The sequence below is a fragment of the Flavobacterium sp. GNP010 genome (genome assembly GCF_056428945.1).
The window spans coordinates 25,464-42,186 of record NZ_JBWJVK010000022.1 but is presented as its reverse complement, the minus strand read 5'-3'; the positions used below and the strand labels follow the sequence as shown (position 1 = coordinate 42,186).

Below are 16,723 nucleotides of genomic sequence, written 5' to 3'. Positions count from 1 at the left end.
AACCTAAATTTTGCGGCATTTTTTTATTCTAGATATTTTACTTCAAATGCTCGAGCATATCTGTAGTCATTGATTCTAAATCAAATTCATGCTTCCATCCCCAGTCTTCACGTGCGCTTGCATCATCAATACTCGCAGGCCAGCTATCTGCAATTTTTTGACGGAAGTCCGGCTCATAAGTGATGGTAAATTCAGGAATGTGTTTCTGGATTTCGGCAGCAATCTCAGTAGGTGTAAAACTCATAGCTGCCAAGTTGTATGAAGATCTAATTTTTATTTCTTCTACAGAAGCTTGCATGATTTTTATGGTTGCCGCAATCGCATCATCCATATACATCATCGGCATTTTAGTTTCTGATGATAAAAAACACTCGTATTTTTTTTCGGCTAGTGCTTTATGAAAAATATCCACAGCATAATCTGTAGTTCCGCCACCAGGAGGAGACGACCAACTGATTAAACCAGGATAACGGATGCTTCTTACATCTACTCCGAAGATATTATGGTAGTATTCGCACCATCTTTCGCCCGCTTGTTTACTGATTCCGTAGACCGTTGAAGGTTCCATTACCGTATATTGAGGCGTATTTTCTTTAGGAGTTGTTGGTCCAAAAACGGCAATACTCGAAGGCCAAAATATTTTTTTTATTTTTCCGGCTTTCGCCAAATTCAAAACATGAAACAAGGAGTTCATATTCAAATCCCAAGCAAATGCTGGGTTTTTTTCGGCTGTTGCCGATAAAAGTGCCGCCATTAAATACACATCGGTGATTTGGTGTACTTCAACTAAATGCTCAATTTGATTAAAATCCAGTGCATTCACCACTTCAAATGGACCCGAATTAACTACATCGGTATTTAATTTTCTAATGTCTGATGCAATTACATTTTCGGTTCCGTAAATCGAGCGTAACTTTTGCGTAAGCTCTGTTCCTATTTGGCCACAAGCGCCTATGATTAATATTTTAGTACTCATCGTTATCTGTTTTGAAAAACAAATATAACGTTTTCGTCAGTAAATTAGTTTTGATAGAAAAGTTTAAAAAATTCTTAAAATAGTTTTAAAATAGAAATGGTTTAGTCGGTTTTCGCTTTTTATAAAGGGTATAAATGCAAATGAGTTATCGAAATGATAATTTTAAAGAATAATCAGGAAACCGTTTTTTAAATAATTACCAAAAAGTTTTCATAATCTTAGATTATATACAGTACTGAAATGGCATTTTTAGTTTCTTTATTTTTCATTTTACGAACTAATTTAAGTTCCTTTTAGTGAGTTTCAGCAATGAAAGTATTCCCCATTTCTGGAATTCATTATTGTAAATTTAGTTTGTAACTTTGTGCTTTAATGAAATTAAAAATGAAATATAAATTAGCCGTTTGCTGTTCTCTTATTTTGGTTTTGTTCTCTTGTAAAAACGAGGATCAAAAACGCTTTGCTGAAAACAGGAAAGAGGTACAGAAAAAAGAAGTAATTTTAAAAAATATACAAAAAGGCTGGATTTTTTATGACACGCCAGTGACCGAAGCTTCTGAAAATAGTTTGTCGAGTTGGAACGAGTGGCGAATTTTTTTAGCAGAATTGGCACAAAAACCTAAAAAAACGATTGCCGCTTTTCAGCAAAAATCAAAAGCATTGACTAAAAAAGTTATGGCGCTTACAGCCCAAATTCCTATTCAATACGATAAACCGCAAATACGAAGCAGAATAGGAACTTTGATCACTAAAGTACAAATGTTGGATTTATACATTCATTTAGATAACATTCCAGATAAAAAAGTGACGCAACTCGTAGCTGAAATTAACTTAGAATTGGTGTCCTTACAACGTCAAATGGATAAAATTGTCGAGAAAAGTAAAATTCCAATTGAAGAAGGAGAATCTGATTTATTAAGAATGATGGACACTTCAAGAGCCATTCCCAATACACCTAAAATAGACCCAAACATTCCACGCGTTGAGTAAAACAGCTTTATACACTACCTACGATAATTCGCCTAAAACCCTGCAAATAGTTGCTCGTTTAGTAGAAAACAAACAAGTCAAAATGCATCTTACAGGACTTCTAGGTTCTTCATTTTCATTTGTGATTCGGTCGATTTTCAAGAAAGCAGAGCTTCCTTTTTTAATTGTTTTGAACAATAAAGAAGAAGCTGCGTATTACTTGAACGATTTGGAACAGATGATTGGCGAGCAAGATGTACTATTTTACCCTGGATCTTTTCGTCGTCCTTACGAAATCGAAGATACAGATAATGCGAATGTTTTGCTTCGCGCCGAAGTGTTAAACCGAATCAATTCCCGCAAGAAACCAGCCGTTATTGTCACTTATCCCGAAGCCTTATTTGAGAAAGTGGTGACTCGAAAGGAATTAGATAAAAACACGTTGAAAGTTGCTGTGGCAGATAAAATTTCAATTGATTTTATCAACGAAGTATTGTTTGAATACGAGTTTAAAAGAGTTGATTTTATTACCGAACCTGGAGAATTTTCTGTACGCGGAGGAATTGTAGATGTTTTTTCGTTTTCGAATGATAATCCGTACCGAATCGAATTTTTTGGAGATGAAGTAGAAAGCATCCGAACCTTCGATGTAGCCACGCAATTGTCTATTGAAACGCAAAAGAAGATTACGATCATCCCCAATGTTGAAAACAAAGTTTTTCAGGAAAACAGAGAAAGTTTCTTAGATTATATCTCGGAGAAAACAGTAATCTTCATTCAGAACACAGAAGATTTTTTAGCACAATTAGACAAACAATTTGGCAAGGCCGAAGAAGCTTTCGCAAAATTGTCTCAGGAAATTAAGCGTTCAACTCCTGAACAATTGTTTTTAAATCAAGCCCAGTTCATAAAAAGAGCGTTGGATTTTTCTATAGTCGAATGGAGTACAAAAGCGATTTTCAGAACTACCCAAAAATTCGAATTTCACATTCAGCCACAACCGTCGTTCAACAAACAATTTGATTTATTGTTGAATAATCTAAGTGAAAATCATTTCAACGGCTATAAAAATTATTTGTTTTGTTCTAATGATGCTCAGGCCAAACGCTTTCATGATATTTTTGAAACTTTAGACGAAGCCAATTCTGAGAATATACGAAAGCAATACCACACGGTTGTATTGCCTTTGTACCAAGGATTTGTTGACGATGAAAACCAAATTACTTGTTACACGGATCACCAAATATTTGAACGCTACCATAAATTCAGCATCAAAAACGGCTATTCGAAAAAACAGAATATCACTTTAAAAGAATTGACGACACTTTCTGTAGGCGATTATGTAACGCACATTGATCACGGAATTGGACGTTTTGGCGGGTTGCAAAAAATTCAAGTCGAAGGTAAAACACAAGAAGCCATCAAGCTCGTTTATGCCGATAATGACATTGTGTATGTGAGTATTCATTCGCTACACAAAATTTCAAAATACAACGGAAAAGACGGAACGCCTCCCAAAATTTACAAATTGGGGTCGAATGCCTGGAAGATTTTAAAACAAAAAACCAAGGCTAGAGTCAAACATATTGCATTCAACTTGATTCAGTTGTATGCTAAAAGAAGACTCGAAAAAGGATTCCAGTTTGCGCCCGACAGTTATTTACAAAACGAACTGGAAAGCTCGTTTATATATGAAGATACCCCAGACCAAACCAAATCTACGGCAGAAGTTAAAGCCGATATGGAAAGTGATCGCCCGATGGATCGCTTGGTTTGTGGAGATGTAGGTTTCGGAAAAACAGAAGTTGCTATTAGAGCTGCATTCAAGGCAGTTGATAATAGCAAGCAAGTTGCGATATTGGTTCCTACAACAATTTTAGCGTACCAACATTACAGAACTTTTACCGAAAGATTGAAAGATATGCCGGTTTCTGTTGGTTATTTAAACCGTTTTAGAACCGCCAAACAAAAAGCCGAAACACTAAAATTATTAGCCGAAGGTAAACTCGATATTGTGATTGGAACGCACCAATTAGTCAATAAGAATGTGGTTTTCAAAGACCTTGGATTATTGATTGTTGATGAGGAACAAAAATTCGGGGTCAATGTAAAAGACAAACTGAAAACGATTGCTGCAAATGTCGATACGTTAACTTTAACGGCAACGCCAATTCCAAGAACATTGCAGTTTTCACTAATGGCTGCGCGTGATTTATCTGTAATTACTACGCCACCACCCAATCGATATCCTATTGAGACGAATGTAGTTGGTTTTAGCGAAGAAGTGATTCGCGACGCGATTTCATATGAAATACAGCGAAACGGACAAGTTTTTTTCATCAATAACCGCATTGAAAACATTAAGGAAGTAGCTGGGATGATTCAACGTTTGGTGCCCAATGCTAGAGTAGGTATTGGTCACGGACAAATGGACGGAAAAAAACTAGAGGAGCTGATGTTGGCTTTTATGAACGGCGAATTTGATGTTTTGGTGGCAACTACCATTATCGAAAGTGGATTAGATGTACCAAATGCCAATACGATTTTCATCAATAATGCCAATAATTTTGGTTTGTCTGATTTACATCAAATGCGAGGTCGAGTAGGACGTAGCAACAAGAAAGCGTTTTGCTATTTTATTTGTCCGCCCTATTCTGCGATGACGGATGATGCCAGAAAACGAATTCAGGCTTTGGAGCAATTCAGCGAGTTGGGAAGCGGATTCAATATTGCGATGAAAGATTTGGAGATTCGTGGTGCCGGAGATTTATTAGGAGGAGAGCAAAGTGGTTTCATCAACGAAATCGGTTTTGATACCTATCAAAAAATCATGAATGAAGCGATTGATGAATTGAAAGAAAATGAATTCAAGGATTTATATCCCGAGGAAAGCAACATAGAAACCAAAGAATACGTCAAAGATTTACAAATTGATACCGATTTTGAATTGCTGTTTTCGGATGAGTACATCAATAATGTATCGGAACGGTTGAGTTTGTATAATGAATTAGGTACTGTAAAAAACGAAGAGGAATTGGTGGCCTTCCAAAACAAGTTGATAGACCGTTTTGGTCCAATGCCGCCTCGTGCCAAAGCGTTAATGAATAGCATTCGCATCAAATGGATTGCCACTCGCATTGGAATCGAAAAATTAGTGATGAAACAAGGCAAGATGATTGGGTATTTTATTTCGGATCAACAATCAGATTACTATCAATCCAAACGTTTTCATCAAGTCTTGCAGTTTGTGCAAAAAAACAGTTCTATTTGCAAAATGAAAGAAAAACAAACTCCGGCTGGTTTGCGATTGCTATTAACTTTTGACAATGTAAAAAACACTAGAACAGCGCTAGAATTTATGGAGATGTTGGGAGGAGAATAAAAAAGGATTTTACTGTTAAGTATTTCTTGACGGATTCTTAATTTGTAAATGATCCTAATTGTAAAAAAACCAATCTTACTATGATTGGTTTTTTTATTTCTTATATTTGATTTTTACAAATTCATTCTCAATGAAATTAAAATCAATAGATGAGTTTTACCAGGAAATCTCTGGAGACTCTGTTACAGATCCGAGTAAATTATTGCCAAAAGGTATTCAAAAAGAAATTGGTCATTTCAATGTTTTTAGTATCAAAGAACTTTATGAAAGGCTAAAGCATAAGTCATTTATGCCTTATGACCGGAGAGCGTATTATAAAATAAGCTTGATACGAGGAAAAAACAGAGCTGAATATGCAGATAAAACAATTGACATTGAAAAGAATGCTCTTTTATTTGCTACGCCAAAAATTCCTTATCATTATGTCCCTCAAGACACGCAACAGTCGGGAAATTTTTGTGTTTTTACGAGCGAGTTTTTAACAAAAGATAAAAGCGGAATTGTACTTGACGAGCTTCCTATTTTTAAATCAGATGGCTATCCTATTTTTGAACTCTCTGATGAGGATGCAATAAAAATTGACCTGATATTCAAAAAGATACATAAAGAAATCAATTCTGATTATGTGTATAAATACGATTTGATTCGGAATTATGTGGCGGAGTTAATACACTTTGGACAGAAATTGCAACCTATAACCGCCTTGTATTCAAAACACAATTCGGCAGCCAGAGTATCCTCCTTGTTTGTGGAACTATTGGAAAGACAATTCCCAATTGATTCACCTCGTCAACGATTAGAATTGAAATCAGCCAAAGATTTTGCAGCTCGTTTGTCCGTGCATGTGAACCATTTGAATAAAGTTTTAAAAGAGAACACAGGTAAAACTACAACTGAATTAATCAGTGAGCGATTGATTCATGAAGCTAAGATACTTTTAAAAGAAACCGATTGGAACATTTCGGAAATCGCCTATTCACTTGGTTTTGAAGAGTTAGCACATTTTTCTAATTTTTTCAAAAAGCAAACAACTTTGACACCTATATCTTTTAGGGTTTAAGTAATTTGATTTGAATTTTGCAAACTCTGGATTGATATTTACAATTGACAAGCCTTACATCGGAATTAATTTTGAAGTATTAATTTAAAACTATTTAAACATGGAAATCAAGAACAGTAAAATAGCATTAGTTACCGGAGGAAGCCGCGGATTAGGAAAAGACATGGCTTTAAGTCTTGCCAAAAAAGGGCTTGATGTAATCCTAACGTATAACAGCAAAAAAGCAGAAGCGGATGATGTTATATCCGAAATCGAAAAAATGGGACAAAAAGCAGCAGCCATTCAATTGGATGTTGCCGATGTGAGTAGTTTTGATTTGTTTTTTCAAAATGTAGCGAGCGCTTTAAAAAACACTTTTGGTGCTGAAAAAATGGATTTTTTAATCAACAATGCTGGTGTTGGTCTTCACGAAAGTTTTGCGACAACAAGTACAACTCAATTTGATGATTTGGTTAATATTCAATTCAAAGGACCCTTTTTTCTGACTCAAAAAGCTTTGGATCTACTAAACCATGGTGGTGGAATTGTAAATATTTCGTCAGGATTGACCCGTTTTTCATTTCCAGGATATTCAACTTATGCGAGTATGAAAGGCGCGATGGAAACCCTGACTAAATACCAAGCGAAAGAATTGGGAGAAAGAAAAATCAGAGTCAATATAGTGGCTCCGGGCGCAATAGAAACTGATTTTGGCGGAGGTGCAGTTAGGGATAATGAGCAATTAAATCAAATGATTGCTTCGTTGACGGCATTAGGACGAGTAGGTTTGCCAGATGATATTGGAAGCGTAGTTGCCTTTTTGTGTACCGATGATGCTAAATGGGTAAATGGACAACGTTTAGAAGTTTCGGGAGGAACGAATTTGTAATTTTAAGCTGCTGTTTAGAAATACAGTAACGGAATATAATTATGTAAAAAGCTTCCAGCCTTCAAAAGGCTGGAAGCTTTATACATAATTATATTTTTCTTAATTCTTCAAATCCTTAATTACTTTAAAAGCCACATCAACCTGTTCTTCGCTTACTAAAATTGTGAACTCATTAGAAGTCGAAATTACTTCGTTGATAATAATTCCTTCCCAAGCCAAACGCTGAAAAATGAAGTAGTAAATCCCTGGAACAACTATGTTTTCTTTGGGTAATTTTACGGTTATTGAAGCCAGATTATCTAATTTCTGAATCAGTTTTTCAGTAGCAAAATGTTTGTCTACCAAGTGATTGACGCTATTACTAACAACTATATTCGTTTCATTTACCCCTCTGGATGAGGTGTAAAATATATCAGGAAGCGAATTAATATCTGTAATTAAGTCGGCTTGTTTGTTTAGTACAGTATCTGATGCAGCAAAGGTATAATCCGTCAAGGCAGAACGAACTGTGATTTCACCAATGTTTTTGATAACCTTATTAATTTTATGATTCAGTCTAAAATCTAATTCCTCCGTTAGTCGTTTTAACGCCATCACCACGGCACCTTGTTTCACCTCTTTGCCAAAATCACTTTCTAATTCCGTCATTATATTTCTTGATAATGAGGTCAAGTTGATAATGCCTAATGATAATGCATTTAGTAAAAAGGGCTTTGTTTTGATGTAGTTTTCAACGATAGAAGAAACGGTTTTCATGATGTAAATTTTAGTTGGTTGTTGTTTTACACATAAATTGTGTGCAAATTAGACACAAATGTAAATAAAAAAACAATTTGTTACAAATATAACAACAACAAAATAACACTAAAAATGATAAAACGCATCAATAAGATGCTCAATTACAAAGGAGTTGCCTTCTTTATTGATGGCTATGATATCAAAACGCACTTCAATATCGAGATCTCTTTCGTTTACAAAGGCATCAACGGCTTTAACAAGAAGCTGGATTTTTTTTGGTTTAACAAAATCTTGAGGCAATCCAAATTCCAAAGAAGAACGCGTTTTAACTTCTACAACAGCAAGTGTGTTTTCTTTTTGGGCAAGAATATCAATTTCTGCTTTCTGAAAAGTGTAGTTGGTTTGTAAGATAGTATAGCCGTCTTTTCGTAGAAATTCGACAGCCATTTCTTCTCCTAATTTGCCAAGTTCGTTGTGTTCAGCCATGAAAAAGTATTCAGTTGTTAGTTTATAACATGATCCGTCCCCTCGCTAGACACAGTTTGGGCATTAATTAAGCCCATTATTCGGTTTAGCTAAATCTTCCAAATATAAACCATTTTCAAATTAAGTCTTATACTCAAATTGCTAGTAGCATGTTTTATCGTTAGTATTTTTATTTTATTTTATTAAAATAGATTTTAGTTACAACTTTTTCCCGAGTTTGAACTACTATAAATTCTTTGTCATTTAACTTTAAAATTTCTCCATATACTTCCGGCTTTTCTCCTTCATCATATTGAAAGATTATATTTTTTACTAATTCCCACTTTCCTGTTTCTTCTTTTAAGAATGGATTTTCTGGATTAAAATGAACGATTGTATAATTCTTTTTATAAGTAAATGTTTGATTTCTAAAAGCTGACGACCCAATCTCAGACCCAAGACTATTTTCCACTCTAACTATTTTCCACTTTCCAATTAGATCCTTTTCAGAAAAGTGTTGAGTAGTGAATGATAGTAAAAATATTGCTGCTAGATATAAAATGATTTTTTTCATTTATTGCATTAAGTTATTGAATTTACACTTCTGAAGCAACATTACTGTTAAAAAACTACTATCAGTAATCATAGTTTTACCATTTAAAACTCATTATTCAAAGGTAAGCGTTCCACCTTTTTCCTGAACATTTAGCGTTACTGTATGCCCCAAAATCAAGGCTCTATTGTCTTGTATGTGACCCGCAGGGAAATTATATAAAATGGGAATGTTGTATTTTTTGGTTACATCTTCAATAATTTCAATGGCGTTTTTGCCCCAAGGAATGTCATTATCTTTCATTTTGGTCATGGAACCTACCACAATTCCTTTAATACTTTCCAGACATCCATTGCGTTTCAAGTTCATCATCATTCGATCTATATGGTACAAATATTCGTCTAAATCTTCAATAAATAAGATTTTATCAGAACAGTCAATTGCTGATGGCGAACCAAATAAACTGTACAAAATAGATAGATTCCCGCCAACTAATTCTCCGGAAGCTTTTCCTGTTTTATTTTTCTCAAAAGGAGGAACAGTGTAGGATAGTTTTTCTCCAAACAATGCCTTTCGCAGTGTTTCAATGGCTTGCGTTGTGGCTCTTGGAGCAGTTATCGGCATAATTCCGTGAATGGATTTAAACCCCAACGTATTTAAATGATTGTGTAAAACGGTCACATCACTAAAACCAACAATCCATTTGGGCTGTTTTTTAAAAGCAGTAAAATCTAACAAATCAACTATTCGAACCGTTCCATAACCGCCTTTTACACACCATATCGCCTTGATATTTGGATTGTCTAATTGCTGCTGAAAATCGGCTGCTCGTTGCTCATCTGTTCCAGCGAGCTGGTTGTTGTCTAGTCCAATTGTGCTTCCTATTACTACTTCAAGTCCCCAATTGTGTAGCAAATCGATAGCAGGTTTTAAATTATCTTCTACATTTTTTCGGGCTGTAGCCAATATTGCAATGGTATCTCCTTTTTGTAAATTGGGTGGTGTAATCATGTGTTTTTGTGCTTGACTGTTTAACGATTGAAAAATAAAAATAAGCAAAAGCAGGCGATAATAAATAAGATTATGGTTGGTAAAAGGAAATCGATTTTGATTCATGCTGTATAACTTTTCTAAAATATTGCTTACTTTGGTGTATTGTTTTGATAAAATCAAAGATAGGCAATTAGAATATAACGTGAAGTTCAATGCAAATGACTATTTTTATAGAGAACAGTTAGTAGGGTCAATTTTTATTAAAAGTGTTGTTTATGAGAAAAATAGTTTGGGTTCTTTTTTACCTTTTTACGATCACCCAAGCGCTTGCACAATCAAAAAAATACAACATTCATACGGTTGCGTTTTATAATTTTGAAAATCTTTTTGACACCATAAACGATCCTGATACTTTTGATGAAGAATGGACTCCCAAAGGATTGCAGCGTTGGACCTATGATAAATACCAAAAAAAACTTACTAACCTTGCTCGTGTCTTAGCCGAAATTGGTTCTGCAGAAAATCCTGATGCACCTACTTTTATTGGGGGTTGCGAAATAGAGAATAGGGGCGTATTGGAAGATTTAGTCAAGCAACCCAAACTTATTGAGAAAGAATTCGGAATCATTCACTTTGATTCGCCTGATAAAAGAGGCATTGATGTGGCGCTTTTGTATCAAAAAAAGAAATTCCAACCCACCAGTTACAGCACTATTCCTTTGTATATCTTTAAAAATGCAAGTGCCAAAAATGAAATTGAAAAGGCCAATACCGAAGAAAAAACAGATGATGAATTGCAAGTAAGCACAAAAAATTATCGGGTATATACGCGAGATCAATTGCTTGTAACTGGATTTCTGGAGGGTGAGGAAATTAATATCATCGTCAATCATTGGCCATCACGGTCTGGTGGCGAAAAAAAATCAAGCCCGTTTCGGGAAGCAGCCGGAACCTTAAACAAAAAAATAATCGATTCTCTACAACGTACAAATCCACAGGCAAAAATTATAACACTAGGCGATTTGAACGATGGGGCATACAATAAAAGTGTCAAAGTTGCTCTTGGCGCCAAAGCCAAAAAAGCAGATGTACCTAAGCTTGGAATCTACAATCCATTCGAGGATATGGCCAAAAAAGGTTTTGGAACCATTGCCTTTCGTGATGCTTGGGATATTTTTGACCAGATCATGGTTTCTGAAACCTTGATACAACCTGATTATTCCAGTTATCGGTTCTGGAAAGCCGGAATTTACAACAAGTCTTTTTTGATACAAACAACCGGACAATATAAAGGCTATCCGCTTCGACATTCAAACACCGAAATAGGATTCAGCGATCATTTCCCAGTTTATATTTATTTAATTAAAGAAAAATGATACACAGCCACTCAGGTTTCATGCTATTGAGAAAATTAGTATGGCTTATAATTTAAAATCTTAGTACCTTAGTACCTTAGTAACTTTGAACTCATAAAAATGGCAATAGCACAACCGTTTAACCTCAATAAATGGATCGACGAAAACCGTCATTTACTCCAACCACCTGTTGGGAACAAAAATTTGTACCAAGAATCTGGAGACTACATTGTAATGCTTGTTGCAGGGCCAAATGCCCGTAAAGACTACCATTACAACGAAACAGAAGAATTGTTTTATCAGTTAGAAGGCTCCATAAAAATTGTTATTCAAGAAGAGGGTGTCCGCAAGGAAATGGAACTCCACGCGGGCGATATGTATTTGCATCCTGCCAATGTCCCTCACTCTCCAGTGCGTTCAGCGGGTTCAATAGGTTTAGTAATCGAACGCAAACGAGTTGGGAAAGGATTTTCGGACGGACTTTTATGGCACTGCGACAACTGCAACCACAAACTGTACGAAGTAAAATTTGAGCTAAAAGATATCGAAAAAGATTTCTTGCCGCATTTTAAACATTTCTATAACTCAATTGCCTTGAGAACTTGTGATTCTTGTGGCACAATCATGGAAGCCGATCCAAAATTTGTATCCAAAGACTAACTTTCATTGGGAGCTATTCCCGTCATTCGCTGTATCTTTTATTCCTGCAAAAGCAGTCATAAAAGGATGCCGCTACTACCGGGGCTAAAAATTAAAATTCGTAAACGAGTTTATTTTGTTTTCAGTTTAGATCGCCAATGCAACTTTTCTAGACAAAAGAAAGAGGAATACAAGTAGATTTTGAAATAATTTTTTTGGACTATAAAAAAGCAAATTTGAAGCGACACTAGGTTGTATTTCAAGTCAAATCAATATATTTGTGAAAAAATATAACAATTTTTAATAGAAAAGTTACAATGATAACAATAGCAGATCAATTCGGAATGAAAGAAGCATTGGCGCAGTTAGGCGTTCAATCCATAAACGAGGGAACATCAACAGGGATAAATAATTTTTCTAACGGAGCAATTTTAGAAAGTTATTCGCCAGTTGACGGTCAACGTATTGCTTCAGTAAAAACAACTACTGCTGCAGATTACGAGAAAGTAATGCAAACAGCAACCGAAGCTTTTAAAACATTCAAGACAATGCCAGCGCCACAACGTGGGGAAATTGTGCGTCAGTTTGGAGAAAAATTGCGTAAAAATAAAGAAGCACTCGGTAAATTAGTTTCCTATGAAATGGGAAAATCATTGCAAGAAGGCTATGGCGAAGTGCAAGAAATGATCGATATCTGTGATTTTGCAGTGGGTCTTTCTCGTCAATTACATGGATTGACTATGCACTCTGAGCGTCCAGGTCACCGTATGTATGAGCAATACCATCCAATGGGGGTTGTTGGAATCATCTCAGCGTTTAATTTTCCAGTAGCCGTTTGGGCTTGGAACACGGCTTTAGCATGGATTTGTGGTGATGTTTGTGTTTGGAAACCATCAGAAAAAACACCACTTTGTGGTATCGCTTGTCAAAATATTATTGCCGAAGTAATCAAAGAAAATAATTTGCCAGAAGGAATTTCATGTTTAATAAACGGAGATTATAAAGTAGGGGAAATGATGACTAATGATAGACGTGTACCGTTAATCTCGGCTACTGGTTCTACTCGTATGGGGAAAATCGTAGCGCAAGCAGTTGCGGGTCGCCTTGGAAAATCGTTATTAGAATTGGGTGGGAATAATGCCATTATTGTAACACCAGATGCTGATATCAAAATGACAGTTATAGGTGCTGTTTTTGGAGCAGTAGGAACCGCTGGACAACGTTGTACTTCGACACGTCGATTAATTATTCATGAAAGTATTTACGATACAGTGAAAGATGCTGTGGTTTCAGCCTATGGTCAGCTGCGTATCGGAAATCCTTTAGATGAAAACAACCATGTGGGACCACTTATTGATACTCATGCAGTTGAAATGTACAACAATGCCTTAACAAAAGTTGTTGCCGAAGGCGGAAAAATATTAGTAGCAGGAGGCGTGCTTTCCGGCGAAGGTTACGAGAGTGGTTGTTACGTAAAACCAGCAATTGCCGAAGCCGAGAATACTTTTGAAATTGTACAACACGAAACATTTGCACCCGTTTTATATTTATTGAAATACTCAGGAACTGTAGAGAATGCCATTGCTATTCAAAACGGAGTAGCTCAAGGTTTATCATCTGCAATCATGACCAATAATTTGCGTGAGGCGGAATTGTTCTTGTCGGTTGTAGGATCTGATTGTGGAATCGCAAACGTAAATATTGGAACTTCAGGTGCCGAAATTGGAGGTGCTTTTGGAGGAGAAAAAGAAACAGGTGGCGGACGTGAGTCGGGATCTGATGCTTGGAAGGTATACATGCGTCGTCAAACCAATACCATCAATTACACCACAAGCTTGCCCTTAGCACAAGGAATTAAATTTGATTTGTAGATTAAATAGAACAAACTAAAAAAGGCAATTTGAATATTTCAAATTGCCTTTTTTGATTTATATAAATGAGTTACCTACAGGTTGAAAGAAGCACCAATATTAAATGTAAATTGGTTATTTAGTTTGTCAAAACCTATGGCATCTGTTTTATAACTAGCGATAGGAATACCAGCTTCGGTAAAAATTCCAAATCCTTCCGTAAAGAAATAGCGCAATCCTAAGTGTGCACCAAAATTTCTGAGACCCAAATTCAATCCAGGATAAAGATCCATTTTTTCGTCGAGTTGAAATACATTTCCTAAGTTCGCATTGAATCTAACCTTCGCGTCAATACGATCATCAAATTCTGGTTTATTTCCTAAATCATCATTAGAAACCGATAACAAATAAGAAGTAGCAAACCCATATGACATGTTTTCTCCGAGTCCAAAATCAGCAGAAACACGAATTCCAGATCCTCCTTCTTGAAAGTTAGCGCCTACATCAAATTTAACATCTCCTTTTCCTTTAAAGGCTTGTGCATGCATCAAACCAACGGCCAATAATACTAGTACTGTAATACTCTTTTTCATATTTAAGTCTTTAAATGGTTGCAAAAATAGTTCAATAAAAACTAATTCCTTCCTTTTTCATCAAAATACAACTGAGTCAACGGTTCGCTTTGCCAGAATTCCTTAGTGTCAACATCCATAATGGTTAGTGGCCCTTTGAATGCGGCACCAGTATCTACATTCCAAACATTCGCTTTTTGAACGGGGGTATTCTCTCCTATTCGGGTAACAGGAGTGTGACCAATGTAAATTTCTTTATATAAAGTAAAACGTTTGGGGTAGAAAATATTATCTGTTGCCATGGTTTTGTCTAATGCCAATGCCGTTTCCCACAAGGTTCTGTCCCAATAAAATAGTCCAGGGAAATATTCATAATCAACACCATTCACATTGGTAAAACCAGCATGAACATACAAACGACGTTGCTCGTCCAGATGATAATTTTCTAAGGATTTCAAAAATTCAATATGTTTTTGTTTCGTTTCTACACTAACGGATTCGTAGGCCAAAACCGTCGCTTCGCCGCCGTGTTTGTACCACAACAGATTGTCTTTACTTTCATCAAGCCATTCCAATAATAGATCGTCGTGATTGCCACGAATGCAAATGCAGTTTTGTTTGGTTTTTAAATCAATTATAAAATCGAGTACTTGAGGCGATTGACTCCAGCCATCAACGTAATCTCCCAGAAAAATAAGCGTATCTTTAGTAGTAACTTTAGCTCTTTCTAATATTTGGTGCAAGGCTCTTAAACCGCCGTGTATGTCGCCTATGACGAGTGTTCTCATTTATAATTTTTATTTTGTCAGTTTAAAACAACCCAATAAAAGAGGTTGTTTTTATATGCTAAAAATAAGTAAAAGAGTGGGACGTACAATTTTTTAGGTTATTTTTTTTAGATTAGAATTTATGGAACATTTTTTTTTTAGTGACAAAGAGAAATATCACTGTTTTTAGTGATGGATTTATCGTTTTTTAAGATTAACTTTACAGAACATTAAAAACCTCTAAAATGCGAACACTTCTAGCGTTATCGATTCTTTTAGTTCAAATGATTTGTCAGTTTTTACAAGAATTAATTGCAATGATTTAATATCATAATAAATTCTTCACTGCACATCATACTTCATTTTTCTCAATATTCGTAAAGCTTCTTTAAAAGATAAGTATACGGGTGTGAAAGGTTTTAAAAGCACTTTGGCATCAATCAACTTTTGTTTGGCCTCTTCAAAACCGTTGAGGTAACATATCATAAAAGTGGAAGGTAAATTCTCTAAATCTTTGTGCTCCCGCTCGGACAATGAAATTCCTTTTTGCAGTTTGTTCAGCAAAGCAATATTGGAATTATAAATGTGAAAAAGCATTTTTTTGTTGAATTCTGGCGGTTTAAACAATATTTCACGTTCAATTTTATAATACCCATTATCGTGAAAGTGGATGGTTTGTTTTTCTAACGGATAATAGCTTGTTTTATCATTCAAACCTAATGGGACGTATTCAATAATGGTAAAAGTATCCTCATCAAAAATGATTTCAACTACATCCTGAGCAGAATAAAAAAGCTTAATTTGTTCGTTGATCAATTCAATATCAACACGAGATAAATAGGTTTTGTCACGCGACTTTTTGGCGATTCCTGCCCAGCAAATCACAAATAATTCTTTGAAAACTTTGTATTTTGGCCCCATATCTTTGTGGCGGAAATTCATGAAATCAATCACTCCATCGAGGGTATATTCAATGCTATTTCGGGAGTTATTTTCAATGCCAATTACGGTTTCTGTATTTTGGTAATTTTTATCTATTTCACCTTCCAGTGGCATCGTGTTGCTGCCTCGTCTTGTAAAAATACTGTTAGCAGGAATGGTGTGAATTCCTTTTTTAAAATAGGACGTATTGCTCTTTGGCTTGATGGTAACCAGCCCTACAACTTTATCTTTAGATAAATTTGGGAAAGGGACATTTTCATACTGAATTTCGGGAGGATTTTCTAGATAAGCATTCACTAAATTCTGAATCCTACTATCATCAAAAAAATCATCGCCTACGATAGTATTGTCTTGATCTTCAACACCTACGACGATGTAAGAATTGTTAGTAGGATTGGAATTAGAAAGTGCGCAAATGTGTTTTAAAAACTTAGCTTTTCCCTCACGAGAGTGTAAGTTCAACTGTCGCTTTTTATCATAAAAACTACTTTCATCGTTATGAGCGAGCAAGTTTTTAATAAGAAGACGTTTGTTGATCATACAATTAGATTTTTATATTTATTAGACAGTTGGATTTTTAGATTATCTATCTTG

The 16,723-nt window shown here is 35.5% G+C and carries 15 protein-coding genes; 7 read left to right on the top strand and 8 right to left on the bottom strand.

Features of this window, described 5'->3' with window-relative positions; translation table 11 throughout:
• Positions 1-37: 37 nt before the first annotated feature.
• Positions 38-976 carry an L-threonine 3-dehydrogenase gene (locus AC061C_RS10660; RefSeq protein WP_478291158.1) on the bottom strand — a complete coding sequence of 313 codons (939 nt, stop codon included), beginning with the start codon at positions 974-976 and terminating at the stop codon, positions 38-40.
• Between the two features lie 384 nt (positions 977-1,360).
• Between AC061C_RS10660 and AC061C_RS10655 the strand changes: the two genes are divergently transcribed.
• From AC061C_RS10655 to AC061C_RS10640, 4 genes are all read left to right on the top strand, one after another.
• On the top strand, positions 1,361-1,966 hold the full coding sequence (locus AC061C_RS10655) for a hypothetical protein (protein ID WP_478291157.1): 606 nt from the start codon (positions 1,361-1,363) through the stop codon (positions 1,964-1,966).
• Positions 1,959-5,327: a transcription-repair coupling factor gene (gene mfd, locus AC061C_RS10650; RefSeq protein ID WP_478291156.1), complete on the top strand. Its 3,369-nt coding sequence runs from the start codon at positions 1,959-1,961 to the stop codon at positions 5,325-5,327. The genes AC061C_RS10655 and mfd overlap by 8 nt, the downstream gene beginning before the upstream one ends.
• A gap of 130 nt (positions 5,328-5,457) precedes the next feature.
• Complete coding sequence (locus AC061C_RS10645; protein WP_478291155.1) at positions 5,458-6,387, top strand: helix-turn-helix domain-containing protein; 930 nt, start codon at positions 5,458-5,460, stop codon at positions 6,385-6,387.
• 100 nt (positions 6,388-6,487) lie between these two features.
• Positions 6,488-7,255: an SDR family NAD(P)-dependent oxidoreductase gene (locus AC061C_RS10640; protein ID WP_478291154.1), complete on the top strand. Its 768-nt coding sequence runs from the start codon at positions 6,488-6,490 to the stop codon at positions 7,253-7,255.
• A 99-nt stretch (positions 7,256-7,354) separates the two neighbouring features.
• Here AC061C_RS10640 and AC061C_RS10635 read toward each other — a convergent pair whose 3' ends face one another.
• The 4 genes from AC061C_RS10635 to AC061C_RS10620 form a co-directional block, all read right to left on the bottom strand.
• A complete protein-coding gene (locus AC061C_RS10635; protein ID WP_395047192.1) occupies positions 7,355-8,011 on the bottom strand; it encodes an aspartate kinase in 657 nt (218 codons plus the stop codon).
• Positions 8,012-8,119: 108 nt separating this feature from the next.
• Positions 8,120-8,479: a YraN family protein gene (locus tag AC061C_RS10630; RefSeq protein ID WP_417945674.1), complete on the bottom strand. Its 360-nt coding sequence runs from the start codon at positions 8,477-8,479 to the stop codon at positions 8,120-8,122.
• 169 nt (positions 8,480-8,648) lie between these two features.
• On the bottom strand, positions 8,649-9,032 hold the full coding sequence (locus AC061C_RS10625) for a lipocalin family protein (RefSeq protein ID WP_478291153.1): 384 nt from the start codon (positions 9,030-9,032) through the stop codon (positions 8,649-8,651).
• Positions 9,033-9,125: 93 nt separating this feature from the next.
• Positions 9,126-10,022 (bottom strand): S66 peptidase family protein, encoded by an 897-nt coding sequence (locus tag AC061C_RS10620; protein WP_478291172.1) that lies wholly within the window; start codon positions 10,020-10,022, stop codon positions 9,126-9,128.
• 257 nt (positions 10,023-10,279) lie between these two features.
• Between AC061C_RS10620 and AC061C_RS10615 the strand changes: the two genes are divergently transcribed.
• The 3 genes from AC061C_RS10615 to amaB all read left to right on the top strand — a co-directional run bounded on the left by AC061C_RS10615 (position 10,280) and on the right by amaB (position 13,869).
• On the top strand, positions 10,280-11,380 hold the full coding sequence (locus AC061C_RS10615) for an endonuclease/exonuclease/phosphatase family protein (protein ID WP_478291152.1): 1,101 nt from the start codon (positions 10,280-10,282) through the stop codon (positions 11,378-11,380).
• A 99-nt stretch (positions 11,381-11,479) separates the two neighbouring features.
• Complete coding sequence (locus AC061C_RS10610; RefSeq protein WP_478291151.1) at positions 11,480-12,019, top strand: 3-hydroxyanthranilate 3,4-dioxygenase; 540 nt, start codon at positions 11,480-11,482, stop codon at positions 12,017-12,019.
• Between the two features lie 296 nt (positions 12,020-12,315).
• Positions 12,316-13,869, top strand: coding sequence for an L-piperidine-6-carboxylate dehydrogenase (gene amaB, locus AC061C_RS10605; RefSeq protein WP_478291150.1), 1,554 nt, complete (start codon positions 12,316-12,318; stop codon positions 13,867-13,869).
• Positions 13,870-13,943: 74 nt separating this feature from the next.
• Here the strand turns inward: amaB and AC061C_RS10600 are convergent, their stop codons facing one another.
• From AC061C_RS10600 to AC061C_RS10590, 3 genes are all read right to left on the bottom strand, one after another.
• Positions 13,944-14,441 (bottom strand): DUF6646 family protein, encoded by a 498-nt coding sequence (locus AC061C_RS10600; protein ID WP_478291149.1) that lies wholly within the window; start codon positions 14,439-14,441, stop codon positions 13,944-13,946.
• A 41-nt stretch (positions 14,442-14,482) separates the two neighbouring features.
• Positions 14,483-15,208 (bottom strand): metallophosphoesterase family protein, encoded by a 726-nt coding sequence (locus AC061C_RS10595; protein WP_478291148.1) that lies wholly within the window; start codon positions 15,206-15,208, stop codon positions 14,483-14,485.
• A gap of 321 nt (positions 15,209-15,529) precedes the next feature.
• Positions 15,530-16,669, bottom strand: coding sequence for an ATP-binding protein (locus tag AC061C_RS10590; protein WP_478291147.1), 1,140 nt, complete (start codon positions 16,667-16,669; stop codon positions 15,530-15,532).
• Positions 16,670-16,723: the final 54 nt, after the last annotated feature.